Genomic DNA, 26600 nt, shown 5'->3' with positions numbered 1-26600 from the left:
TTATAAATATTCCTAGTTATAAATGTACCTAGCTATCAACGTACTTGGTCAATACTACACAATAACTCAAAGTACGTCAGCAAGAATTCTCTTCTATCTTAGCAAACTGGTTATGAATGTCTTGTGATGGATTGTAATGCGCTTATGCCATTTATTACTAAGCGCATAAGTTTGCATTTAAAATATTCACCAAATTACTATTCTGAATCCTTCAAGAAAATCCATACTCGTAAAAAAGCCCATCTCTAGCGTACTAGAAATGGGCGATTTTGCAAACTACTATTGTTCAGTAATGATGATGTTTAAAGGCAGCTGTAATAGATCAACCTTAAAATTATAATTAGTAATTAAGCCGGTTTATAGCTGTCACGTAAGCTCACGATTTGATTAAATACAGGCTTGTCGCTCATATGGTCTTCACTATCAGCAATAAAGTAGCCCTCACGCTCGAACTGAAAACGCGTACCAGCATCGCTATTTGCCAATGATGGCTCAACTACGGCATCGAGCTCAATCAACGAGTTAGGATTTAGCGCTTGATGAACGTCGGCGACGCTACTTGGGTCTTCAGCGCTAAATAGCTGCTCATACATGCGTACCGTCGCTGGGACGCCTTGGCTTGCTGAGACCCAATGAATCACGCCTTTAACCTTACGGCCTTCAGGGTTGTTACCCAAAGTCGCAGGGTCAATCGTGGCTTTTAGCTCAACCACGTTACCTGCGTCATCTAGCACATGCTCAGTCACTGCCAACACATAAGTGTTACGCAGACGGATTTCTGGCTTTTCTGGAGATAAACGCTTATAGCCTGCTGGCGGCTCAATCTCGTAATCGCCTTGGTCAATATAAAGGGTTTCGGTAAACGGAATTTCACGCTCGCCCATATCGACATTTGGATGATTTGGCTGGGTTAACCATAAAGTCTGAGCGTCTTCATCCCAGCGCGCATTGACGCTATCAGCTTTTTGCGATTCCCAACTGCTAACCGCATCGCTAAAGTTAGTAATCGTCACTTTTAAAGGTTTGAGAACCGCCATACCGCGCGCGGTCGTCGTCTCTAATGACTGACGAATACTAAATTCTAATAGACGAAAATCAACGACGCTGTCTACCTTAGTCACGCCGACGCGTTCACTAAAATCGCGTAAACCTTCAGGCGTATAACCGCGGCGGCGCATACCTGCAATCGTCGGCATACGTGGATCATCCCAACCGCTAACGATACCTTCGTCAACCAACTGCTTTAATTTGCGTTTACTGGTCAAGGTATGGTCGACGTTTAGACGACTAAACTCGTACTGGTGCGGCGGCACATCAAAGCCAATTTTTTCAACTACCCAATCATAAAACGGGCGATGGTCTTCAAATTCCAGTGTACATAAAGAATGGGTAATGCCTTCGAGTGCATCAGAGAGCGGATGGGCAAAATCATACATCGGATAAATACACCATTTATCACCGGTTTGATGATGCGCTTGGTGCATAACACGATAGATAACAGGGTCGCGCATATTCATATTTGGGCTTGCCATGTCAATCTTGGCGCGCAGCACGGCTTTGCCTTCGGCAAACTTGCCTTCTTTCATATCATTAAAGAGCTTTAAGTTTTCTTCAACACTGGCATCACGCTGCGGCGACGGCGTGCCTGCTTCATTAAATGAGCCACGATTATCGCGAATTTGCTCAGGCGATTGCAAGTCCACATAAGCATCACCCTGCTCAATCAACTGTACGGCCCATGCGTACAACTGGTCAAAGTAGCCTGACGCATGGTGCGCCTCGCCTGCCCACTCAAAGCCAAGCCATTTCACATCATTTTCAATATTATCAATATAGTCTTGCTTCTCTGCGGTTGGGTTGGTGTCATCAAAGCGTAAGTTACAAACGCCGCCAAACTCATCGGCGATACCAAAGTTTAAGCAGATAGATTTGACATGACCTAAGTGCAAATAGCCGTTTGGCTCAGGCGGAAAGCGCGTCACGATTTGCGGGTATTTTTGCGCTTTGACATCATCGCGAATGATATTACGAATAAAGTCATTTTTTTGTTCGTCTTTTTGTACATTGTTGCTTGAGTGCTCACTCATTACTCATTGCTCCTAGCGCAAGGTTTCAGCCTTTAACACGTGTCATTACGCTTTATAAAAGGTTCAAAATAAGAAAATTTAAAATAATCAATCAAAAATCGCTGATAAAAGATAACGTTGCATTATTCTATCAGCTTTTGCAAAGGCATTAACAGCCTGATACATGACAGACGACAAAAAAGCCGTTAGACTAGCCATAACTTTTTAGTCAGCAAATTTTTAACCACCACTTAACAGCGTTATTTTAGACGCTATAATCAAAAAGGAATATCACATGGTAGACATGCCACCAGTAGTAGAACTTGACACCAATATGGGTGCGATCGTTATCGAACTCAATGAAGAAAAAGCACCAAAAACGGTCGAAAACTTTTTAAACTATGTTAAATCTGGTCATTATGACGGGACGATTTTCCATCGCATCATTGACGGCTTTATGATTCAAGGCGGCGGTATGGACGCTGAAATGAATGAAAAAGCAACCAATGCACCCGTTGAAAACGAAGCGGACAATGGCTTGAAAAATGACAAAGGTACGATTGCGATGGCCCGTACGCAAGACCCACATTCAGCAACCAGCCAGTTTTTTATTAACGTAAAAGACAACGATTTTCTAAACCATTCTGGCAAAAACATGCAGGGTTGGGGCTACACCGTATTTGGTAAAGTCACTAGCGGCATGGATGTTATCGACAAAATGCGCGGTGTACCAACCGGCCGTTTTGGCATGCATGCTGATGTGCCAAACGAGCCTGTAGTCATCAACTCTGCGACTATCATTACGCAGTAATCGTTTTTTATAAACGGTATAAGATAAGCGGTTTGTCATTAATAGCCGCTTATCTTACCTTATGAGGATAAAGATACATGCAAAGCTTTAATCATTTAATCACGACCCGCCCTCATGAGGTGCGGCAAGTTTTGATTAGCGATTTGCATTTATCGCCAGAAGAGCCTGCCTTAGTGCAGGCTTTTTTGGCCCTGCTCGATGATTGCCTTGCCCTACCTCAGCTTAAACGCTTATTTATCTTAGGCGATTGGTTTGAGGTTTGGATTGGCGATGACGCTTATTTGACTTTGTCAGAAGACGCGCGCCAAATCCATTGGCTCACGCCGCTTATCGTTAAACTAAAAAAACTACGGATAGCTGGCTGTGAGATATTGGTCATGCATGGCAACCGTGACTTCCTCTTAGGTCAGCCCTTTTGTAGCTTATTTGGCGGTGAGCTGATTTATGAGCCGTATTATTTAACCGTCGGACAGCAGAGCTATCGCTTAGAGCACGGCGATGCCTTATGTACCGATGATAAAAAATATCAGTTTTTTCGCAAAATGATGCGTAACCGTTTGACCCAATGGTATTTACTCAATAAATCGCTGACAAAGCGCTTAGCGATTGCCGATAAATTACGGCAAAAAAGTCAGCAGAATAACGCCAATAAAGCCGCTTATATCATGGACGTCAATGAAGATGCAGTAATACAAGCCATAGCAAACAGCGATGCGTTATTACATGGTCATACCCATCGCCCAGCCATTCATCAGGCGGCGACAGATAAAAAGCGCTACGTGCTTGGTGATTGGCGCTTGCTTGATAAAGAATCACGCCAGCCAAAAGTCAGTGCGGTGATTGGGGCGGTAACGGCACATAAAAATTCAGATGATAATAATGCTGAGTTTGAGTTGGTTGAGTTTAAGATGACTGTCTAGACTCTATCTAAACTACTGCTACAATTTTTATAAAACTGTACGAACAAAAAAACTCCGCTTAGCACGGAGTTTTTTTATTTATGAGAGTTAATTATTTTTAAACCATCGTTGTAAATAACGATTATCTAAAAACAGCGACTTCACTCTGTCTCACCATCCTGCCAATGAAGATGCTGTGCGTTGAGTAATAAAGCCGTCTGGCGTTTGACCATTGTCTGCTTGCCAGCGCTGGAATGCCTTACGCGTATTGGTACCGACAATGCCATCAGCGCCTTTGGTATCATAACCCATGCTGGTTAAACGCTGCTGCAAATTACGCACTTGCGCTGTCGATAACGGACGCTCATAGCGCGGCCATGATTTTTGTAAGCCGCTCTGACCTGCCAGCGCTTTACCCAATAAGCTCACACCGAGCGCATAGTTTGATGAGTTGTTGTAAACCTTGATGACATCAAAATTTGGGCTAAGTAATAGGACGGGACCATCTTTACCAGCAGGTAGCCATAGCTCCATTTGCGTATTGGCATCTAAGTAAACATCAGCGATGGTATCCACGCCCATCGCCGCCCATCTGGCTGCAGGTTGCTTGGTACCAACCGTTGAATAATCAAACGACGCAGGTACAGTCGCTTCATAAAATGGCGCAAGGCCTCGCACCCAGCCTGAATTACTTAGGTAATTGGCAGTAGAGGCCAGAGCATCGCTCGTTGCCCATGGGTTACGATGACCGTTACCATCACCATCAACGCCGTGTTTCAGCCAGGTATCAGGGATAAACTGCGTCTGCCCCATACCGCCTGCCCAAGAGCCATCGAGCTGTGACCATGAGACATCGCCGCGCTGCAATAGCGTCGCTAGTGACAATAACTGGGTTTCAGCAAATTCTTGGCGACGGCCATCATAAGCAAGGCTGGCAAGCGAGCTTGGAATACTGCTATTGCCCGTTACCACACCGTATGACGACTCCATCCCCCAAATCGCGGCAATGATTTCTGCATTGACGCCATATTGCGACTCTAACTGTGATAAAAAGGCGCGTTGCTCGGCAAACTTACGCTTACCTGTGCTGACACGGCCATCTGATACGGCAGAATCGACATATTCCCAAGGCATTTTAGAAAACTCTGGCTGCCCTGAATCAAGCGAGATAACTTGCTGATTTAAATAAGCCATGTCCATCAAACGACGCACGGTTGAAGCATCATGACCCGCTGCAATGGCGCGCATCGAAAAATCAGACTTCCAATCGGAAAAACTGTTATAGCTTGGTTTAGTAACCGGCTGCGGCTTGACGACTGGTACAGGCGTTGGCTTTACCTGAATGGTTTGGGTTTGGGTAATTTGCACATTACCTTGGCGTACAGGGGTACTCGGCTTTTGCATTGCCTGCTGGCTGGTACAGCCGACCATGACTAACGCGGGAAACAAGGCAAGATATTGTTTGTTTAATAACATAAATTTCTCAAATATGAATAAGTAAAGCAACTGATAGCTAATAATTAATAGCGAGCAAGCAATAACAATTAACAACAACCACTAAAAAACTGCAGCAAATTTAACGTTTTAAAATCTAACGTCTTAAAATTTAACGTCCAAGCACCGCACGTGGGTCGATAGGGTTACCATTTAGGCGTACTTGGAATTCTAAACCGACTTGGTTGGTCTCGCCGCTGCTACCCATATTTGCAATACGCTGTCCGCGCTGTACCGCTTCACCTTCTTTTACCAGCAAGGCACTGTTGTGCGCATAGGCAGTAATGTAGTTATCGCTATGGCGAATCATAATTAGATTGCCATACTCAGGCAGGCCGTTACCTGAATAGAGTACCGTACCCGATTGGCTGGCAAGCACTGGATCACCGACATTACCGGCAAACCACATACCCATATTACCGGCAGCAGCATCAAAGTTACGAATCACTTGGTTGCGACTTGGATACTCATAACCAGACGTTGCGTTGGCAGTCACTTCATAGACGGGCGCTTGCGAATAGTTCGGAGTATTGTTCACAGGCGGTGTATAACTCGGCTGTGGCCGTGTTTGAGCAGGGGCATTATAGCGACTGTTATTATTGGCGTTTACTGGCTCGCCTTGCCATAATTTGAGCCATTGACCACTATAAATCGTATATTTGCTATCTAAACCATTGATCGCACCGATTTGGCGATAATTGAGACGATAGCGGGCGGCGATTTGACTGACAGTGTCGCCACGCTGCACACGATAATAATTGGGCACGCCTTGTCCATTGGTGATAATCTTCGGACCCTGATTAGCGCCTTGATAAGTAGGCTTGGTGGCACAGCCGACCATCGTCACGGTCGCTGCCGTCAATGTTCCCATCAAGGCTAGGGTTGCTAAGCGTGATCCAGCAATAAGCTTCTTCATACAAGATTTCCTATTCTTTATGTTACTCACAAACTCCTTGTGTTACTCACAAGCATTTTGCTAACGGTTATAACGTTTAATGTCCTAAACACCATGACTATTCATTTAATAATAAGTCATTCAATAATAAGTCATTCGACAATCAATGACTTTTAGCGATTTTAAGCCCTAGCAAATTTAGTACTAATAAATTTAAGCACGGGCAAATATCATCATAAACTTAGATAAATCAGTCAATTTACAGCACTAATTACAGGGCTAATTACAGTACTAAGGCTGAGAGTGACGCAAGGGTTTCGGTTGGCGTATGATGCAGGCGCACAGGTGATAGACTAATATACCCTGCTGCCACCGCTTGATCATCCATCATCTGTATTTCTGCTGATTCAATACTTGCGTCGTCTGTTAATAATTCCCGTTGGCGTTTACGTAACGATAGCCAGTAGGCATCGCGTCCGCGTGGATCGACCACATGATGGACGGGACGTGCAATCTGACTGTGGCTCAGCGCCGTTATTTTTCGACCTTTAATCGCAGCTACGCTTTTGACATCAGGAATATTAACGTTTAATACATGATAGGGCAAATTTTTGCAAGCCTCCAATATCGGTGTATCGGTCATGAGTTTGACAATCTCATTGGCCGCCATTTGATAATGACTGGCCTGCTGCGGTTCGTCATTTTTTGTGCCGCCACCTACCAAAGAGGTTGCGATCGCTGGTATGCCAAAAAGCTGGGCGGTCAAAGCCGCGCCAAAGGTACCCGAAAATAAAACGTCCTGACCAAGATTGGCACCGGAATTGATGCCAGTAATCACCCAGTCAAAATCGCTATGACGATAGAGTTCATGTAACGCCAAATAAACGCAGTCAGCGGGTGAACCATTGACTGCTATAAAACCCGAATCTAACTTATGGGTATATAACGGCGTTGAGATGCTCAAAGCGCTGGCGCAGCCGCTTTGCTCATTACTTGGTGCGACCACCACCACTTCTGCGATGGTCGACAATGCCTGATAAAGCGCCAATAGCCCTGGCGCATGCACCCCATCATCGTTACTCATTAAAATTTTCATTTTTGCCCAATTCAGCTTAATATCGTCATTAATGACCGTTTGTCAGGTTCTCTACTTTTTTATCGTAAAACCGCTATAATTATGCCTGCCAAAACTAGGAGAGGCATTACAGCGTTTCAGATTTTGGGCGATTATACCCTACTCGCCTCGCGAGGCGAACCCAGACTTTAAGTCAGTTCAACTTACTATTTGATTTTATTCATAATTTTAATAGTAGCAGTAAGCATCTTTTGCAAAAGGCAATACGTTGGGGTTACAGTAGGCAACAAGGGACAACACGATCAATTGATACTTTTATGTTGAGGTAACTTAGGGCGATATAATGCTGATATGTTGCTGTAAAGGCGGCTTAGCTCACAATATATCTACACATAAATCAATATTTTATGTGACTTTTATTTTTTTACCCATTAACATAGCACCATCAAACAAAGATAAGCGAGTGTAATACTGAATGAAAAATCAATCGATATTATCTATAGCTTCTGTGATAGCAAAGACCGCCTCAAAAGTTGGTCTTGCAGGACTGATAACGTCTATTGCTATGCTGTCTCAAGCGACCCAAGCTGCGTCCAATGCGTCGACTACCATTCCAGTAGATTTATCGGGCATTAATATCACTAAGCATGAAATTGCGGTGATGCATGTGTTATCAGAGATTTGCCCGCCGATGTTAACTGGCAAACAAAAACAGCGCTTTTATAAATCTTATAACGTGCAGCTGCATGAATTGATGCCATCGTTAGAGGATCCAAAAGCGGCTATTCAATACTTGTCTACGCAGCAAGATTACCGTCAAATTCTGCAAGGTATTCGTAGTTGGACCATGGGCTTCTCAAAACAAGAGAACAAAGCCTTGTGCGAAGATTTGGCCAATGCTGAATATCATTAATCCGTTTCGATAGAAAAGTAAATCCGCTAAAACCTAGCATCTGGTCAATGTAAATAAATACCTTTACTATTAACGACAATAAAATCTGGTTATTATGACGTGATAGATGCTAGGCAAAAACCTTTGATAATTAGCTTTTAATAAGTGTTCTTATACATTTAAAATAAGCGTTTAAATTAAGCGTTTAAATTAAGCTCATACTGGGTTTATTAAATATTGAATTTATATAGATAAATCAGCTTGCTGTATCGTCCGCTCATAGCAGACGTTGCAGCAAGTTTTTTTATGGATATTAAAAAAGTTGCTATAAATCCAATTTCTAATCGTGAGTAATTTTATTTTATTTATCATTTCCCCATCGAGCGGCATTTTGCTAAGATAAGGCGTTAATTTTATGTCCATCGCTCAGTCGCCAAGGCTTTCAGCAAAAATCTGTTCTGACGCTTAAATTTAAAGCGTTTATGTTAGATTAACTTGAGATTTAGCCTGCGCTAGCAGCGATAGATACATTTGGTTTTATGATGCGGTGTAACAATCTATGACAGTAAAGCATGTGAAAAAACAGCTGGTACAGCTGGTAGTGGGCGTTAGTGTTTCTATGAGTGCAATGATGGCGGGCGCAGCCATTCAGCCTCCTGAAATGGACAATACCGCCTATGTATTAATGGACTATAACACGGGTGAGATACTGGCGCAGAAAAACGCCAATCAACCATTGCCGCCAGCATCTTTGACAAAGATGATGACCAGCTACATGATTGAACAGCGCTTAGCATCAGGTGATCTTAAAGAAGACGAGCAAGTACTGATGAGTGCCAATGCTTGGTGCCGCGGTAGTAGCAGTGAGTCGTGCATGTATGTACCAGTCAATAAAAGCGCCAGCGTGATCGATATGCTACGCGGTATCATCATTCAATCAGGTAACGATGCTTCAAAAGCGATGGCGGAACACATCGCTGGTAGCGAAGCTTCGTTTGCGACCTTGATGAATGAAGAAGCCGAAAAAATCGGCATGAAAAATACCCATTTTGTCAATGCCACAGGTATGCCCGATGAAGGCCACGAAGCATCAGCTTTAGACTTAGCAAAACTTTCGCGTGCTATTATCAAAAACAGTGGCGACTATTATGGTCTTTATTCGGAAAAAGAGTTTACCTATAACGGTATCACGCAGGGTAACCGTAACGCCCTACTTGCGACCGACCCGACGGTTGATGGCTTAAAAACAGGTCATACTGACGCCGCAGGCTATTGCTTAGCAGCGTCAAGTAAGCGTGACGATATGCGCCTTATCTCTGTCATTATGGGCACAAAAAGTCAACAAGCGCGCGCCGATCAGTCACGTGAGTTGCTAAACTGGGGCTTTGGCCACTTTACCACCGTCACTAAAGCGCCGGCTGGCCAATTCGTCAGTAAAGTACCGGTTTGGTTTGGCGAAGCAAAAGAAGTGGAGTTGACAACCGGTGACAGTTTGCAGATTTTGACCAGCAAAACCCAAAAGAATAAAATCACCACCGTGGTCGATATTCCTGAAAGCTTAGAAGCTCCTATCAAAAAAGGTCAAGAAATTGGTAAAATGATGGCGGTAATTGATGGTAAAGCAGTTGCCTCAGTTCCTGTCGTTGCTACGAGCGATATCGAACAATCAGGATTTATGAGCCGTATTTGGCAACGTTTTACGCGCTGGGCACAAAACTTGTTTTAAAGAATTGTTTTAAGTACTTGTCTTGAATCTTTAGCTTAACAATTTGTTTTAAAAGCCATTTGATATTAGATAACAGTGATTAGCGAGCTTAATATAAAAAAGACGCCTTTGATGGGCGTCTTTTTATTGGTCTTTTTTTATCTTTAGCTTCATGAATACCGTCATATTTAAGACCAAACCAGCCAGCTTTTTAGCAAATTACTCAGCGCTTTGTCTTCATAGTTCGCTACCTGACAGTAATCAACTCCAGCAGCTTTTAATCCGTGCTCAAAACTATCCAAATGTAGCGCCTGCTGCTGCGAATACCAATACACCAACAAAGCACGATGATTGGTCTCAGAAGCACGAATACGCCGTGCTAAGGCTTCAGCGCTACTTGGTAATACGTTTTCAGCAAACATCACCATATCGAAATTTTTATCAGCTATTTCATCAATAACCAGCTGTTCATGTTGATAGCAGGTGACACGTGCCCCTAGTCGCTGTAACTCCTCTAGCAAAGCGCTGCTATCTTGATAGTAGTAATACATCACGTCGAGTCCAGACAGCAGATACTGCTGGCGCGATTGGCGCTGATTGGACAGCTGCATAGTAACAATAAACTCTGTCCCTACCCCTAGCGTACTATTTACCTCGACACTAGCACCCATCAGCTGCGCCATTTGCTTAACGACCGGCAAGCCTATACCTGTGCCTTCATACTGACGGGTCTGCGATGAATCTACCTGAAAGAACGGATTGAAAATATCTTCTATAAAGCTGCTATCAATACCGATACCGCTATCTTTTATCCGTATCTGCCAGCGGTTGCTGTGGTCGAAATGGGTCAGCTGCGAAGTAACGCTTACTTGCCCTGCTGGGGTAAACTTAATAGCGTTACTCAGTAGGATCGACAGTATCTGCTGGATCTTTTCGGCGTCGCCTTCGAGGCTATAATCAATATGATGAATATGACTGCTTAAATCCAAACCTTTCTGCTTGGCAATAGGTTCATATTCGGCCAATAGGTCTGAAATTAATTGTAGCGGATTAAACTCACTGATTTGTAGGCTGATTTGCCCTTTTTGGATTTGATTCAGTTGTATAATTTGATTGAGCGCCAATACCAATTTATCACTGCCATTGTGAATAATCTCAACTGCGTCTTTTTGCTCAGCGTTTAGCTGTTCACCTTCTAATAACTGTAAACCGCCAACGATGGCATTCAATGAAGTTTTTAGCTCATGGGTTATCATACTTTGAAAATTATGCAGCTGCACGTCAAGCGATAAATCTTTTTGATGTAACTGCTGCTCAAACACCGCCAGCGCTGCATAGTCTTGTTTCGACGCTTGCAGGCGATTAAACAAAGTAATAAAAGCCTGCTTAATCTGCACCAATTCTTCAAATTTAAAGCGCTGCGGAATCGCCGGTAGCTGCTCAAGCTCAGGGTTTTTTAGCACAATATCGCAAACTTCGGTCAGTGCGTCGATATCTTTTGATGGCCAGTTTAGTTTGCGCAAAATAAACAACGCCCAGATAATCGCCAACGTAGTCGTCATTAACCACAGCCATAAATTGCTTTGCACCCAATCTGTCCGCAGCGCTGCCACATTTAAAGTAATATTGATATAGCCAACCAAGGCGGTATCAGACGACATTTCGCTCACTAAGTCGCTTACAGGGTCGCTCTCTGAGTTTGAGTTAGCATTGATAGCGGTCAAAGTCGTAAAATCTTTCTGCTCGCCGTTTAGCGTATCACTACCGATAGCGAGCGTGCTATTGCCATCCACATAGTCGCCGACGACCGGATAATTAAAGCTGACTGCATTGGCAAATAAAGCATTTTTCCAATCATCTTTTGATAGGTTGCTATCAGCAATGGGCTGCGAGGTGGTATAAAATAAAATACTTTCGATATTTTGCTCATTTTCTAACAAAAAACGCACTTGATCAGCGACTACCTCATCGCCATCTACGCTCGCCGCGCTAAGCGTCAGGAGGTTCGCCAACTGCTGAGTATGCCGACGTTCTTCCTTATAATGCTGCACCAAGCCATAAACAAAAGACAATAAAAAACCTGCCAATACAGCCAAAATCATGGTCTGCATGATAGATTGCCAAATAAGCATGGGTAAGGTTTTTGGGGAGCGGTTGTTCATATGACTCAACTGAGTGAAGACAACTTGTAATTATAATATAGATATATTATAGAGAGGATAAGGATAATGCGACATTTTAATGTAACTTAACACAGTCTTAAATTAAAAAATGCCATGACGACTGATATAGCCATCATGGCATTTTATACTACAGAAAAAGCTAAGAATCGAAAAACAGCAAAGTTAAAATAAAATGTTCTTTATTTGCTAAAAAAGTAAAGACACTCACTATCTGGCAAAATTAACGCTTTTTATCTTTATTGGTAAATCTGGGCTTATCTTTGGTGGTAAATTTTTGTGCGCGATTGCGTTCACGTTGGCGTAATTGCTGCGCTTTTGCTTTGGTTGGCGTATCACTCTTATTGGCGTACGGGTTTTCATTTTGCTTAAAGATAACATTAAGCGGTGTGCCTTCAAGTTTAAAAACTTGACGGAATTGGTTTTCAAGATAACGCTGATAGCTTTTTGGTAGCGCAGAGGTTTGGTTACCATGAATCACAATCACCGGCGGATTATGACCACCAATATGCGCAAAACGTAACTTAATACGGCGACCAGCAACCGTTGGCGGCGGATTTGCCGTAACCGCATCTTGTAAAATCTGCGTCAAACGGTTGGTTGATACCTCAAACATCGACGACTGATAAGCGCGCAAGATAGATGGGTATAAATTACCTACGCCAGTGCCGTGTAGCGCTGAGATAAGATGTACTTTGACATAAGGGATAAAGTTAAAGCGGCGATCCATCTCAAGCTTGATATAGTCTTTTTGATCCTGGGTCAGACCGTCCCATTTATTAATAGCAACTACCAATGCACGCCCTGCATCAAGCGCATAACCAATCATATTTAAGTCTTGGTCGACAATGCCTTCGTGCGCATCAATCACAATGATGGTTACGTTAGAATCTTCAATCGCTTGCAAGGTTTTAATGACCGAGAACTTCTCTACCTTTTCATCGATTTTACCGCGGCGACGTACACCAGCCGTATCAATCAAAACGTAATCTTTGCCATCGCGTGTATAAGGAATATAAATACTATCGCGCGTCGTACCGGGCATATCAAACACCACCACACGGTCTTCACCTAATAAACGGTTGACCAGCGTTGATTTACCAACGTTTGGACGACCGATAATCGCAAGCTTTAGCCCTCTTGGCTCGACGACATTTTCTTGCGTTGGCATATTAGCGGTCAACGCTTCTAGCAAATTACCAACACCGCGCCCATGACTGGCGGCCATCGGATACGGCTCGCCCAATCCTAACGCATAAAACTCTGCAGGCGCAGCTTCATGGACACCATCGACTTTATTGGCGACGACATAAACAGGCTTGCCAAGGGTATGCAAAAACTTACCAATTTCAGCATCAGCGCCAATCATACCGGCGCGCGCATCAACAACGAAAACGATAATATCGGCTTCATGAATGGCGGTATGCGACTGCTCAGACATATAGTCATCAATATTGCCGCTACCATCGTCAGCTTCGCCAATACCGCCGGTATCGACTACGATAAAGGATTTGTCTTCATAAGTCGCATCACCGTATTGACGGTCACGAGTCAGCCCTGATAAATCAGCAACCAATGCCTGCCGACTTTTAGTGAACTGGTTAAATAAGGTAGATTTACCGACGTTTGGACGGCCAATTAAGGCGACCACAGGCTTGATACTCATGGGTTACTCTCAGTGAAAGACACAGTGATGTGTACAATGGCGGACGCTGCGTTTACGCTTATATTAAGAACAATAACGCTATTCGACCGCGAATTTAAATAAAAGATAAAATGATGATAAATAATAGTGAGCTTTTTGTGTTAAGCAGTTGCTATAAGTGTTGGTTAAAATATTGTCCAAAGTCTGGTAGGTTAAGCGTATAGATATAATTACCAATCAATCATCATAACTTATACCATTAACACCTAGCACTTAAACACCTAGCACTTATCGGTCGCATAGAGTACGCGAAAGCCACTACTTAAACAAGCAATTTACACAAGGCACGAAACGCTGACAAAGCAGCGTTTTTCTTGAACCTAATACCAGTATGCTTATTTAACGCTTTATTTGACAACTAGTTTTAAAATATTGCTTTAGAACATTGATTTAAAACATCGCTTTAAAAAATAGGAGGTTAAATAAGCCGTCACTGACAAAAAATTAGCGTGCTAATTGCCAAATCGCTACTTGTCCTGCGGTACTTTGGGTCATTAACAGACTGCCTTGTACTTGCAAGTTGGTCAAAGCACCTTTGGTCTGCACGCGGCTAACGATTTTACCGCTTGCAGGGTCAAATAAATGTACGACCCCATCAAAGTCGCCAACCGCAATATAATTGCCAATCATTACAGGATTGGTGAGGTGACGGTAAGCCAACTCTTCGCTTTCCCATAACACTTCACCATTACTGCGGTTATAAGCGACCACTTTACCGTCTAAACTGGTGGCAATAACTTGCTGATTATTGACCGCAAGTGACTTTAAGCTGGCAAGTTCATTGACGAACATAACCTGACGCGAGGCCAGATCAATCCCAAGCAGCTGACCGCTATAACTGATGGCAAATAGCTGATTGCTATCAACAATCGGCATACCATCGACATCGCTCATGCGCTCAACTTCGCTACTACCCGATCCGACGCCAACGCGGCGTGACCACTGCGGTAGACCATTATCAATAGTAATAGCATGCAAGCGACCGTCAGCCGTTGCTAGGAGTGCAGTTTTATCATCTAACAGTGTCGGCGCTGCTGTACCGCGTACACTGATAGGAGGTACTTGGGTGGCAAACTGCCAAACAGATTGACCGTTTTGTAGCGACAGACCATGCAAGAAACCATCATTGGCCGATAAAATTACTCGGTTATTGCTGATTAATGCTGGCGTCAAAACCGTACCGGTTAATTGCTGCTGCCAGCGCTTGGCACCAGTGGCACTATCAAATGCCATCACCGAACCGCTGCGTGTACTAACAATAGCCGTCTGACTAAGGGCGTCTAATGCCACGCCGCCGGTGATTTGATCGCCTACATTGACTGACCATAGGCGCTGACCCTTACTATCAAAGCCTGTCAAATCGCCACCGCGTGAGGCCGTCACGATTTGCGAGTTGGCATAGCCTACTTGCAAGCTAAGAGGGTCTTTACTACTGGCTTTTTTGCTGCCAACATCGGTACTAAAAACAGGTTGTAGTACGCTAATTGGCTGTGCGATTTGTACCAACTTTACAGGCTCATTGACGACTGGTTTGATACCTCGATTACACCCAACGACTGCTGTTGCCATCACTGCGATGACGGCGACATGCATGGCCGTCGTTTTGATTGTCTTAACGTTTATCGTTTTGTTTGAGCGAATAGCTTGAGTCATTATAGGTTCTCACTACCAATAAAGTAATCATGAATAAATTAGTTAGCAGTAAGTAAACGGCACACAATAATAAGTATAATAAATAAGCACTTATGATTGATGCTACCTCTTTAACTCACTGCGCTACTTAGTTTTAAAAGGGTTTGTACAACGTTTTATCGTGTTGCAATTTTTCTTTATTAGCACATTAGCGCTTTTGCTATTTTTTTAATATTTGGTTTTGGTATCTTTTTAACAACTGGCTTATGCGCCAGCTTCTATCTTATTATTGTCTGCCGCATTTTCACCTTCGGCTACGACTGGCTGGGCAGGCATAGCAGGTTCTTGGATAAGTCCAGCTTGCGGCTCAATAGGTTCAGGCACGATACCGAGACTTTCCATCTTTAATGCCAATACTGCACGCGTTTCTTGACGGCTACGTAACAATTCCCAAGCATTATTGTAAGATTTAATCGCCGCATCTTTATTATTTTGCGCCAAATAAATATCACCCAATAGCTCTTGCTGGCTTGCCTCAAACGAGCTTGGCATATCGTTATTAGCTTCAGCTAAAGCAGCATCGGCATCGCCCGCTGCCAATAGTGTTTTGGCATAGCGCAGACGGGTAATCGCTTGTAGACCCGCATCACCCAAATCGATTGCCAGTGCTTTTTTAAAGGTCTCACCTGCACCTTTAAAATCATCGCTGTCCACTTGCTGACGCGCTTTAATCATTAGCGCTTGCCACGCATAGACAGAATTACCATGGGTGCTCACTAGAGCATCAATATCTTTATCTAGCTTTTTACGGCTCTCTGCTAGTGACGCTTGTGCCTCTGCTTCTAAGTCTGGGTTTTGTGATGCGAGGCTAACTTCTTCATTTAAACGTTGAATATCGGCGTAATGGTCGGCGGCCACCGTATCGACGCGCGCATGGTTGTTTTGCCAATACGTCCAGCCAAAATAGGCTGCTAACGCCAATAAAATCGCAGTGACAATATAGCTGCCATATTGCTTTAACGCTTGCATTGAATTGTCTGCATTTGGCGAATTGGGTGTCAGAGCCATATATTTTTACCTGATAAAATTGATATGAAATTTTTAATGCTAAAACCACAATCGCTTATTAACGAACGAAGTTGTCTTTAGTTGACAACCAGTCTTGCGCGACTGTTTTTTGCTCACCCGTCTGCATGTCTTTGATACTAATGGTATTATCATCGAGTTCCTGCTGAGCGATAATCACTGTCAACGCCGCGCCCGATTTATCAGCCTTTTTCATTTGCGCTTTTAAGCTGGTTGCGCTCGCCATTTTTACGCGTAGGTCAGGACGGCTATAACGCAGCGCTTGCGCATAACTGATACCCGCACTATAAACTTCTGGATGGGCAACCACAAAAATATCGCAAGCGGGCAACTCTGCTATCGGTGATACAGCGTCGATAAGCAGTAATAAGCGCTCAAGTCCCATCGCAAAACCAACGGCTGGCTCAGATTTTACTGCTTTATCATCAGAGGTGCCGATAGATTTTAACTGACCAACCAAACCATCGTAACGGCCACCGGCACAAACGGTCGCTTGGCTACCAAGCTTATCAGTAACCCACTCAAATACGGTTTTATTATAATAATCAAGTCCACGTACTAAATGCGGATTAATCTCAAACTCAATCCCAAGTGCGGTTAAATACGCTTGTACTTGTTCAAAATGCGCTTTACTTTCGGCACCCAAAAACTCGGCAAGCTTTGGCGCCTCTGCCAATAGCGCTTGGGTACTCGCCTCTTTACTGTCTAAAATACGTAATGGATTGGTCGTCAGGCGGCGTTTGCTGTCTTCATCTAACTGCTCTTGCTTATCAGTTAGATATGCAACCAATGCTTCGCGATAAGCATGACGCTCATCAAGCTCGCCCAAACTGTTAAGCTCTAAGCGCATCTCATCTTTTAGACCCAATTCTTGCCACATCAAATGCGTCATAGCGATCAGCTCGGCATCAGCATCCGGTAGCGCACTACCAAAACTTTCGACACCCAATTGATGAAACTGACGGTAGCGACCTTTTTGTGGACGCTCATAGCGAAACATCGGGCCAATATACCAAAGTTTCGGCGTATCACCGCGCAATAAATTGTGCTCAATCACCGCGCGTACTGCCCCTGCCGTGCCTTCTGGGCGCAATGCCAATGGCGTTGGCGGCTCAGACTTATCGGTAAAGCTATACATCTCTTTTTCGACGATATCGGTTGCGCCGCCGATAGCACGCGCAAACAAGTCGGTTTGCTCAACGATAGGCAGACGAATATGCTCATAACCGTATCTGCCCAATACATCTGCCAACATCGACTCTAAGTGCAGCCATTTTGTAGACTGCTCAGGCAAAATATCATTAAACCCTTTGATTGCTTTAATCATAGTACGGTCGCATCCTTAAATTTTTAACAAGCTATCTCTAATACTTTTTATTAATAATCGCGCTTTATTTTAATCAGAAAATACATCAGGGTGACGACTTATTTTACGCGAATGATTTCATTCTCACGTTTTTTCGCCAAATCTTCGGCATGCGCACGTACCATGCCTTCGATTTCATCAACCAAATTATTGGTATCAATCAAATGGCTTTTTTCGCCCATACGGTAGACCAGTGATTTTGGCGCGGCGCCAACAATACCAATGTCCGCTTCTTTTGCTTCGCCCGGACCATTTACCTTACAACCAATCACCGACAAATTCATCGGCTCACGGATATCTTCTAAGCGTGACTCTAATGCGGTCATTACTTTAATCACATCGAACTCTTGGCGTGAGCAGCTTGGGCAAGCGATAAAATTAACACCATTTGAGCGGATATTAAGCGACTTTAAAATATCAAAGCCGATTTTAATTTCTTCCTCTGGCTCTGCTGCCAAGGAGATACGAATGGTATCGCCGATACCGTCTAATAACAGCCCGCCTAAGGCAATGGCAGATTTCACCGCGCCAGTACGATACACGCCCGCTTCAGTGACGCCTAAATGCAAAGGATTATCAATCTGCGCAGAAATCAGACGATAGGCATCTAAAGTCAAAAATACATTACTGGCCTTTACCGATACTTTATATTGATCAAAGTTCAAACGCTCCAAAATATCAATATGGCGCATCGCTGATTCAAGCATCGCCTCGCCAGTTGGCTCGGTATATTTACGCTGAATGTCTTTTTCTAATGAGCCTGCATTAACGCCAATACGAATCGGAATATTATAATCTTTGGCGCAAGCGACCACTTCGCGGACTTTGGCGTCGCTACCGATATTACCCGGGTTAATCCGCAGACAATCGGCGCCCGCTGCTGCAACCGCTAGGGCGATTTTATGATCAAAATGTACGTCTGCGATAAGGGGTACACTAACCCGCTTACGAATCTCGGCAAAGGCGTTGACGGTGTCCATTGTCGGTGTCGACACGCGCATCAAATCCGCACCCGCTTCAACGCAGCGCTCGATTTGGGCAACAGTCGCTTCTACATCACAAGTATCGGTATTGGTCATGCTTTGCACACTAATCGGTGCATCGCCGCCGATTGCGACATCACCAACATATATTTTTTTGGTAAGACGACGGTTAATAGGCGCTGACGTTGACATAGACAAACCCTTTCATTGGAACAAATTGGAACGAATTAAAACTGAAACTTGGAAACCAACATTACTTTTAACGCTAACAGCTTGTTAAGAACAATCGTTTTGTTAAGTTTAATAGCTGTTAAATATTAAGGTGCAAGCTCAAAACTGGCCTGCGTACCTGTAGCATAACTGTCTAACGCCACCGCTTCTTCATTAAGCATTAAGCTGACATTTTTGACATTATCAATCTGTACGTTAAAAGGTGGTGTACCTGATAACTTATAATCGCCAGCAGTTTGCGAGCCATTCATTAAATTGCTACCCGAGGCATCGGTAATCACCACAACAGCGGCATCGGTCAGCTTCACGTCGAGCGTAGCGGCAGCTGTACTTTCACCGCCCAAATTCAGCGCCGAGCCAGACGCACCAACGCCATTACTATCAACATCAATCGCTGCGCCTTGCGCTTGCTCTAGTGCTGAGATATCTTCGCTGGTCGTTACTGGCTGCTCATTATTGTCTTTACTGGCGTTAGACACCATGCGAAATAAGAAAATCGCTAAAATAATAACGCCAATCACGGCGATGATTAATAAGGGATTAAAACGAATGCGATTGTGAGTATCGCGCTGCAACGTACCCATCGGGCGTAGTGGCGACTCAATATTCTGAGGGGCGCGCGCTTTTAGCTCATTAGGATAAGCAGCATCAAAGCTGCTCGCTACTTTTGTGGGATCTAAACCCAAAAACTTAGCATAATTAATCGCAAAACCGCGTGCAAACGCCGCTTGTGGTAAATCCGCAAAATTCTCATTTTCGAGCGCTTGTAAATGACGTTTTAAAATAAATAATTCGGCAGCAGCCTCTTCTAAACTGACTTGTTTGGTTTTGCGGGCTTGCTGCAACATGGCACCAAATGATCCCTGAGCGTTAGATTGTGTGTTTGATGATGGGGTGGTCATTTCCATGGTGCCTCTGGATTATTAAGCCAAATCTTAAGTTGTTTTGCTTCATCGCTTAGTGGGTAAGCAGATAAAAGCTGCTGAGCCAATTGCTGGCGCGTTGCTATGTTATTTTGTGCCGCGGCAAGTTTGATACCCTGTAATAGCAGACGCGGGCTAATACCCTGTCCTTGTACCAGTAGCAAGGTTTCATCATAGAGCCTTTGAGCCTGCTGTACACGTTGCTGCTCAAGTAGCAAATCAACCAGTTCAATATGCGCAATCACACTATTACGGTTGCCATCTAAAGCGCGTAAAAATGCTTTGGCAGCGGCTGGATGATCATTGAGCTGAAGATAGGTACGCCCTAAATTCTCTAACGCCCCAATTCGGCCTTCGTAACCAAGCGCCGCCCCTGCAATCTCAAACTGCTCCGCCGCCTCTTTATAGCGCTTCATTTGCGACAGATAAACGCCATAATTATTGTGCGCTTGATCAAAATCTTTATCTAGCATAATGGCTTTTTTAAAGTATTGATCGGCTTTCGCAAGATTTAGGCGACTGCCCTCTTGCTGCAACAAAATGCCCATCATATCATAGGCAGGCGCATAACGGCTATCGGCAGCAAAGGCTTTTTCAAGTTGGCGCTGGGCGGTATCGAGCTCATTTTTGCGGATATATTGTGCAGCAAGTGACGTGCGAACGCGAGCAATTTCTTGCTGATCCAAATTGCGATTGTCGCTCGGTCGCGTCGACGTTTGATAAGGTGCATTACCAATCAAGTCTGTGGTCGTCGTACTTTGACAACCACTTAATAACAAAGCACTTAGCGCACTGGTTAACAAAATAACTTTTGCGCCGCGCGTTTGGGCAATACTGACAGCTGATTGCTGCGCTGGTTGAGAAAGTAAGGTTTGATATTTGAACTGACAAAGAGTTTTTAAAGTCATCATAGCCGCCATCATAAAACTGTGGGTCAATGCGTTCGATCATCGAGGCATCAGTTTAATGGATTTAGCACCCATAAGTACAATTTAGTTGATATTAATTGTACTGCTCTTTGTTATTGATGCCCGTAACTACATTTTATTACCGTTGTGAGATAAAAACGACAGTTAAGCAATTCAATTCATTGCCTTACCTACTCACTTGTCAATCAGCAAATATTTAATCCTAACCTCCTAACTTTAGACAATAAAAAAGGCATTAAACAGTTTCTCGATCTTTAATACTTTGCTGCCACGCTGCTGAACGACGCGTTCTATCCGCCACTTGTCCAACCAATTGACCACAAGCGGCATCAATATCATCACCGCGCGTTTGGCGAATGGTACACACAAAACCCGCTTGACTTAAAATATCGCTAAAGGCATGAATGCGGTTATTGCTCGATTTATCATACGGCGCATGCGGGAACGGGTTAAACGGAATCAGGTTAATCTTACTTGGCAAATCTTTTAATAATGCCACCAGTTGATGGGCGTGCTCATTGCTATCATTGACGCCATCAAGCATGACATATTCAATCGTGACATGCTTTTTATGACGCGGATTAACATCATAAACGTAGTTTTTTGCCGCGGCAATCAGCTCATCTAACGGATATTTTTTATTAATCGGCACCAGCTCATTACGCAACTCATCGTTTGGTGCATGCAAGGATATCGCCAATGCCACGTCAATATCTTGCGCCAATTGGTACATTTTTGGCACCACGCCTGAAGTCGATAGCGTCACACGGCGTTTTGATAAACCGTAAGCATGATCGCTCAGCATCAGCTCCATTGAGCCAACCACGGGTTTATAATTTAACAATGGCTCACCCATGCCCATCATCACGACGTTGGTGACGTTATTTTCCCATAAACTATGGTCAACGTTTTCCAAACTGTCATTGTCATCGCTCATATAAGAGGCGTTCGCCACCCATAATTGGCCGATAATTTCAGCAGGGGTTAAATCACGTTCGAAACCCTGCTTACCAGTACTACAAAAACTACAGTCTAGCGCACAGCCAACTTGCGAGGAGATACATAAGGTTTTACGGCCGTTTAGTTTGCTATCATCAGCTGGAATTAATACTGTCTCAACCAATGAGCCACCCGTGACTTCAAAGACCCATTTACGCGTGCCATCATCGCTATATTGACGATGAATCACTTTTGGCGGCGTGACACAAGCATTGGCAGATAATTTATCGCGCAAGGATTTGCTCAAATTGGTCATTTGCTCAAAATCGGTCACCCCATGCTGATAAATCCATTTAATCACTTGCGTCGCACGAAACGGCTTTTCGCCAATACTTTTGAAATAATCGGCCAGTTGTGCTTGCGTCATGCCCAATAAGTTGGTTTTTGCTTGTGCTTCATCGACAAGCTTGATGCTATTGGCAGGCTTTTTAGCAGTCTGTGCTGGGATATGTTGGATAGGAGTTTTGAGAGTGGACATAATAGGTAACCTTTTTGCAGCCATTAAAATAAGCGCTGCAATTATTGAGATGGGCGTTGCCAGTTAATCATACATCTGATGTATGAGGGCATAAGCAATCCGTTATGAGCGCATTTTTATCCGCTTCTTTTATCAAAATATCTATAAACACATAAATTTTATAAAAACATCATGACAATATGCTGATAAGGGATTGATAATGCTCGTAAAACTAATAATGAGGCAGATCTTTAAGAATTTCAATATAGAATCAAACTATTATAGCTAAAACGGCTTATACCAAAAGATATAAGCCGTCTTGCTACACTAATTATCGATAACCAGCATCAAAGCGATTATCAATAACTGCTGCTATTAACGCGTACGTGCACAAACTTCATCTTCATTGAAGAAATAGCTGATTTCACGGGCTGCTGATTCCGCTGAATCTGAACCATGAACGGCGTTTTCATCGATGCTGCTAGCGAAGTCAGCACGGATAGTGCCTTCAGCAGCGTCTTTTGGGTTAGTTGCGCCCATGATTTCACGGTGCTTAGCGATTGCGTTTTCGCCTTCTAGCACTGATACCAATACTGGACCTGACATCATGAAAGATTTTAGGTCGTTGTAAAATGGACGCTCAGCGTGCTCAGCGTAGAAACCGCCTGCTTTTTCATCATCAAGTTGTAGCATTTTAGCGGCAACAATTTTTAGACCCGCTTTTTCAAAACGGTCGTAGATAGCGCCGATGTGGTTACCAGCTACTGCGTCAGGTTTGATGATAGATAAAGTACGTTCGTTAGCCATGAAAAGCTCCTATTAAGAGTGGGTTGGATAAGAAATAAATTGTTATGTCTTTGGCCACTGTGTTGGTATCGGCTAAATTAAGCCATTTTTATTTGCCAATGCGGCAACCTGAGTGCCAACACAGGATTGCTGCCTATTATAATGGTTGACGATATAAATGATAGGGTTAATTTAGGAAAGTCACTTGCATAAAGCCAGAATTCAACGCTCATTTAGCAAATATTTATAATTTATTTCTACTAAAAAACCCCAATACTCAGCATTAGGGTTTTATTATTCAATCAAAGCCAGCTAATATTTAAGCATCATACGGATCGCGCAATACAATCGTTTCTTCACGGTCAGGACCGGTTGAGATGATATCAACTGGGCAACCAATCAACTCTTCAATACGTTTGATGTAAATCTTGGCGTTTTCTGGTAGGTCATCATAGCTTGTGATACCAACCGTTGACTCGCTCCAGCCTTGTAAGGTTTCGTATTTAGGCGTAACTGACTCATAGAATTCAGCATCATGCGCGCCTGCACACTCAGTCTCAGGTAAGTTGTAACCGACACCGATTAATAGCTCTTCTAGGCCGTCTAATACGTCAAGCTTAGTCAAGCAGATACCTGACATAGAGTTTAGTACCACGGCACGGCGTAATGATTCAGCATCAAACCAACCACAGCGACGCGCGCGGCCGGTGGTTGCACCAAACTCATGACCGACTTTGGCCAGATGCGCACCAACATCATCAAACAATTCGGTTGGGAATGGACCGCTGCCAACACGCGTAGTATAGGCTTTAGTGATACCCAATACATAATCTAAATACAATGGACCGATACCCGTACCAGTTGATACGCCGCCCGCGGTGACGCTTGAGCTGGTGACAAACGGATAAGTACCATGGTCGATATCAAGTAAGGTACCTTGCGCACCTTCAAACATTAAGTTTTTGCCAGCAAGACGTAATTGGTTTAGGTCTTCGGTCACATCGGTAACCATGCCTTTAATTTCTTCGCGCCACTCTTGGCAAAGCTTAAAGGTCTCATCAAAATCAATAGCGTCCACTTTATAGTACTGAGTCAGTTGGAAATTATGATATTCGATTAGATTGCGTAGTTTTTCTTCTAAGTCATCTCGGAACAAGTCAGCAAGTTTAATTGCACGGCGCGCAACTTTATCTTCATAAGCTGGACCGATACCGCGACCTGTGGTACCGATTTTGCCAGTGCCGCGCTTAGCTTCACGTGCTTGGTCAAGCGCGACGTGATAAGGCATAATCAATGGACAGTTTGGTGAAATACGTAGGCGCTCACGGACTGGCACATTTTTCTCTTCTAGGGCTTTCATCTCTTTTAATAGAGCGTCAGGTGCAAGCACCACGCCGTTACCGATGAAGCAGGTTACGCCTTCACGCAAGATACCTGAAGGAATCAGATGTAGGATGGTGGTTTTGCCATCGACAACTAAGGTGTGACCGGCATTATGACCGCCTTGGAAACGTGCAACAGCTGAGGCTTTTTCGGTCAGTAAATCAACGATTTTACCTTTACCTTCATCGCCCCATTGACTACCCAAAACTACGACATTCTTACCCATGATTAATCCTTACCTTTATATATTGAGGTGTGTGCAGCAATAATTTTAAAACAACCTAGCAAAACTTAATTAGTACTAAGAAATGATATGTTATTCACTGTCTGTTTTTTAAAATTTAATAAATAAGCTTCGATAAATAAGCCTTATACAAACTGGTTGTGAGCGTAACAGTTTTTTTAAATTTAAACCGCTTCTAGACGCCACTCATTATCTACAAAGTTTAAACGGTGCGTCAGCGCTGCTGGACGGTCATCAGCCGTTAATGGCATAGTGACGCGGTAACCTTGCTGACGTAAGCTTGTGACTTGTTGTAATAGATTCTGCATTTGCGCTTTATCAGCATTAGCGTGCTGTAAAGCCTCATAATCAACCAGTACAATAATTGGTGACTCAAGCTGCGTATGCGCCAACAAACGGCTGACATCCATACTAAAGCCTGTCGCTTGACGTGGCTGCTTTGCGCTTAATTGACCAACACTTTGCATACCATCAAAACGCCCACCACGTACCAGCGGCTGGGTTTCACTATTGATATAGCCGTTAAAGATAATACCGGTATGATAATGATAGCCCGACAGTTCGGTCACATCGATACTGACTGGCGTCTGCCACTGCGTTTCTAAATGAGTTTTTAGACGTTGCAACTCATCGACAGCCGTCACGATGTGTGTATCTTGCTTAGCAGTATTTGACAGGGTGTCTAACAGTTTTGCCATATCATGACCAAAGCGCGCCAATGCGTAAAAATCATTACCCATTGTCAATAGCTGGCAGACACGTTTTAGCTCTGGTAAATTTTTATTGGCATACAGATGCATCAATTGCTCGGTGTCATTATCCGACAACTCAGCCAATGCTGCCAAACGCTTAAATATCGCCACATGACCCAAATCAATATGCAATGCTGCGCTCATATCTAAGCTGTTGACCATACTAAACAGCACATCTATCAGCTCGATATCAGCTGCAAGATCGCCGCAACCAAATATCTCTGCACCAAGCTGTAGCGGTGTACGTGAGCCAAAGAGCCCTGAAGGCAAGGTATGAATGACGTCGCCTGCGTAGCAATAACGTGCAATCCCTTGACCGCCATGATGGGCATCAATACGCAAAATCTGCGGGGTAATATCCGCGCGTACGCCCATCAAACGACCGGTCAGCTGATCGATAATCTTAAAGGTTTGGCGTTTTAAATCTTCTGAAGCTTCACTCAATAACGATTCGGTAAACTCAATCATGGGCGGATTGACCAACTCATAGCCATGACTGATCAGCTGCTGGATCAATTGATGTCTCAAGACCTCTTGCTTATGGGCATCTTCAAACAGCACATCGACGACCCCGTCAGGCAGCAGCCAGCTATTATTGGCAACGTCGCTGGCAAAGTTGTTGAGATATGGCAGACCATTAGCGGCAGCACGGTTATCAGCAGGCTGGGTCGCCGCTGGTTTTGTCGTATTTGACTGGGCAGGTTTTGCAAAATCAGAACTGACAGACACAATGAATCCTTGTTTGGCGTAGCGCTTACCAAAAACGCGGTACTGATGCGGTACTAAAAGGTCGTATTCATAATGGCAGTGATATAAGGCGTTTTGTATTTTTGACGCGCAACATCACCGACCCAATTATCTATAAGCAAACTAGGTGACCGCAAAAGGGTGAGTAATAAGTATAAGTTAGGATGATAAGACGAGTATCTTTATGCGCTAAAATTTATGCGATAGAAAACTATGATAAATAATCAAGGCACTTTATGCTTTAGTTTAGCATAGCAGTCAAGCTTCGCCTAGTGACAATTGAACCCAATTGCCATCTAATTATTTTTCAAACGCATGATGTAATGAACTCATTGTCTCCTAAACTTATTCTTTAACAAA

At 43.8% G+C, this 26600-nt stretch carries 20 protein-coding genes; 4 read left to right on the top strand and 16 right to left on the bottom strand.

The features are described 5' to 3' along the window. Positions 1–347 precede the first annotated feature (347 nt). Entirely contained in the window at positions 348–2087 is a 1740-nt protein-coding gene (locus ACPEGP_RS00530; RefSeq protein ID WP_423813613.1) for a glutamine--tRNA ligase/YqeY domain fusion protein, read from the bottom strand. Between the two features lie 283 nt (positions 2088–2370). On the opposite strand from ACPEGP_RS00530, the gene ACPEGP_RS00525 reads away from it, so the two are divergent. Continuing rightward, positions 2371–2877, top strand: a complete 507-nt coding sequence (locus tag ACPEGP_RS00525; protein WP_228706546.1) for a peptidylprolyl isomerase — start codon at positions 2371–2373, stop codon at positions 2875–2877. 77 nt (positions 2878–2954) lie between these two features. Further along, entirely contained in the window at positions 2955–3797 is an 843-nt protein-coding gene (locus ACPEGP_RS00520; RefSeq protein ID WP_423813612.1) for a UDP-2,3-diacylglucosamine diphosphatase, read from the top strand. A 150-nt stretch (positions 3798–3947) separates the two neighbouring features. Here ACPEGP_RS00520 and ACPEGP_RS00515 read toward each other — a convergent pair whose 3' ends face one another. The 3 genes from ACPEGP_RS00515 to surE all read right to left on the bottom strand — a co-directional run bounded on the left by ACPEGP_RS00515 (position 3948) and on the right by surE (position 7249). After that, the gene (locus ACPEGP_RS00515) at positions 3948–5252 is read right to left on the bottom strand and encodes a lytic murein transglycosylase (RefSeq protein WP_313493705.1); all 1305 of its coding nucleotides are present in this window, start codon (positions 5250–5252) and stop codon (positions 3948–3950) included. 130 nt (positions 5253–5382) lie between these two features. After that, positions 5383–6186, bottom strand: a complete 804-nt coding sequence (locus ACPEGP_RS00510) for a peptidoglycan DD-metalloendopeptidase family protein (protein WP_423813611.1) — start codon at positions 6184–6186, stop codon at positions 5383–5385. 262 nt (positions 6187–6448) lie between these two features. After that, positions 6449–7249 carry a 5'/3'-nucleotidase SurE gene (gene surE, locus ACPEGP_RS00505; RefSeq protein WP_423813610.1) on the bottom strand — a complete coding sequence of 267 codons (801 nt, stop codon included), beginning with the start codon at positions 7247–7249 and terminating at the stop codon, positions 6449–6451. Positions 7250–7715: 466 nt separating this feature from the next. Here surE and ACPEGP_RS00500 point away from each other — a divergent pair, with 466 nt between their 5' ends. Then, on the top strand, positions 7716–8153 hold the full coding sequence (locus ACPEGP_RS00500; protein WP_068406636.1) for an MCR_0457 family protein: 438 nt from the start codon (positions 7716–7718) through the stop codon (positions 8151–8153). A gap of 538 nt (positions 8154–8691) precedes the next feature. After that, positions 8692–9858 carry a D-alanyl-D-alanine carboxypeptidase family protein gene (locus ACPEGP_RS00495; RefSeq protein ID WP_423813609.1) on the top strand — a complete coding sequence of 389 codons (1167 nt, stop codon included), beginning with the start codon at positions 8692–8694 and terminating at the stop codon, positions 9856–9858. Positions 9859–10025: 167 nt separating this feature from the next. Here ACPEGP_RS00495 and ACPEGP_RS00490 read toward each other — a convergent pair whose 3' ends face one another. The 12 genes from ACPEGP_RS00490 to ACPEGP_RS00435 all read right to left on the bottom strand — a co-directional run bounded on the left by ACPEGP_RS00490 (position 10026) and on the right by ACPEGP_RS00435 (position 26222). After that, entirely contained in the window at positions 10026–11999 is a 1974-nt protein-coding gene (locus tag ACPEGP_RS00490) for a sensor histidine kinase (RefSeq protein ID WP_423813608.1), read from the bottom strand. Between the two features lie 241 nt (positions 12000–12240). Further along, positions 12241–13683 carry a ribosome biogenesis GTPase Der gene (der, locus tag ACPEGP_RS00485; RefSeq protein ID WP_191691683.1) on the bottom strand — a complete coding sequence of 481 codons (1443 nt, stop codon included), beginning with the start codon at positions 13681–13683 and terminating at the stop codon, positions 12241–12243. A 483-nt stretch (positions 13684–14166) separates the two neighbouring features. Then, positions 14167–15375, bottom strand: coding sequence for an outer membrane protein assembly factor BamB (bamB, locus tag ACPEGP_RS00480; RefSeq protein WP_286796868.1), 1209 nt, complete (start codon positions 15373–15375; stop codon positions 14167–14169). 243 nt (positions 15376–15618) lie between these two features. Next, entirely contained in the window at positions 15619–16422 is an 804-nt protein-coding gene (locus ACPEGP_RS00475; RefSeq protein ID WP_068407677.1) for a YfgM family protein, read from the bottom strand. Between the two features lie 58 nt (positions 16423–16480). Then, positions 16481–17767 carry a histidine--tRNA ligase gene (gene hisS / locus ACPEGP_RS00470; protein WP_423813607.1) on the bottom strand — a complete coding sequence of 429 codons (1287 nt, stop codon included), beginning with the start codon at positions 17765–17767 and terminating at the stop codon, positions 16481–16483. A 98-nt stretch (positions 17768–17865) separates the two neighbouring features. After that, on the bottom strand, positions 17866–18981 hold the full coding sequence (gene ispG, locus ACPEGP_RS00465) for a flavodoxin-dependent (E)-4-hydroxy-3-methylbut-2-enyl-diphosphate synthase (RefSeq protein ID WP_068407683.1): 1116 nt from the start codon (positions 18979–18981) through the stop codon (positions 17866–17868). 125 nt (positions 18982–19106) lie between these two features. Further along, positions 19107–19922: a helix-turn-helix domain-containing protein gene (locus ACPEGP_RS00460; protein WP_423813606.1), complete on the bottom strand. Its 816-nt coding sequence runs from the start codon at positions 19920–19922 to the stop codon at positions 19107–19109. After that, complete coding sequence (pilW, locus tag ACPEGP_RS00455) at positions 19919–20854, bottom strand: type IV pilus biogenesis/stability protein PilW (protein WP_313206027.1); 936 nt, start codon at positions 20852–20854, stop codon at positions 19919–19921. The genes ACPEGP_RS00460 and pilW overlap by 4 nt, the downstream gene beginning before the upstream one ends. 253 nt (positions 20855–21107) lie before the next feature. Beyond that, entirely contained in the window at positions 21108–22349 is a 1242-nt protein-coding gene (gene rlmN, locus ACPEGP_RS00450) for a 23S rRNA (adenine(2503)-C(2))-methyltransferase RlmN (protein WP_423813605.1), read from the bottom strand. A 354-nt stretch (positions 22350–22703) separates the two neighbouring features. After that, the gene (ndk, locus tag ACPEGP_RS00445) at positions 22704–23135 is read right to left on the bottom strand and encodes a nucleoside-diphosphate kinase (protein ID WP_102076375.1); all 432 of its coding nucleotides are present in this window, start codon (positions 23133–23135) and stop codon (positions 22704–22706) included. Between the two features lie 298 nt (positions 23136–23433). Next, positions 23434–24723, bottom strand: a complete 1290-nt coding sequence (locus ACPEGP_RS00440; protein ID WP_144297272.1) for an adenylosuccinate synthase — start codon at positions 24721–24723, stop codon at positions 23434–23436. A gap of 182 nt (positions 24724–24905) precedes the next feature. After that, positions 24906–26222 carry an ATP phosphoribosyltransferase regulatory subunit gene (locus ACPEGP_RS00435; RefSeq protein WP_423813604.1) on the bottom strand — a complete coding sequence of 439 codons (1317 nt, stop codon included), beginning with the start codon at positions 26220–26222 and terminating at the stop codon, positions 24906–24908. Positions 26223–26600: the final 378 nt, after the last annotated feature.

It is taken from the genome of Psychrobacter sp. 219-2-C (assembly GCF_049560815.1).
In the GTDB taxonomy this organism is placed as follows: domain Bacteria; phylum Pseudomonadota; class Gammaproteobacteria; order Pseudomonadales; family Moraxellaceae; genus Psychrobacter; species Psychrobacter faecalis.
The sequence above is the reverse complement of the archived record's forward strand: the minus strand, read 5'-3'. Positions and strand labels throughout refer to the sequence as shown.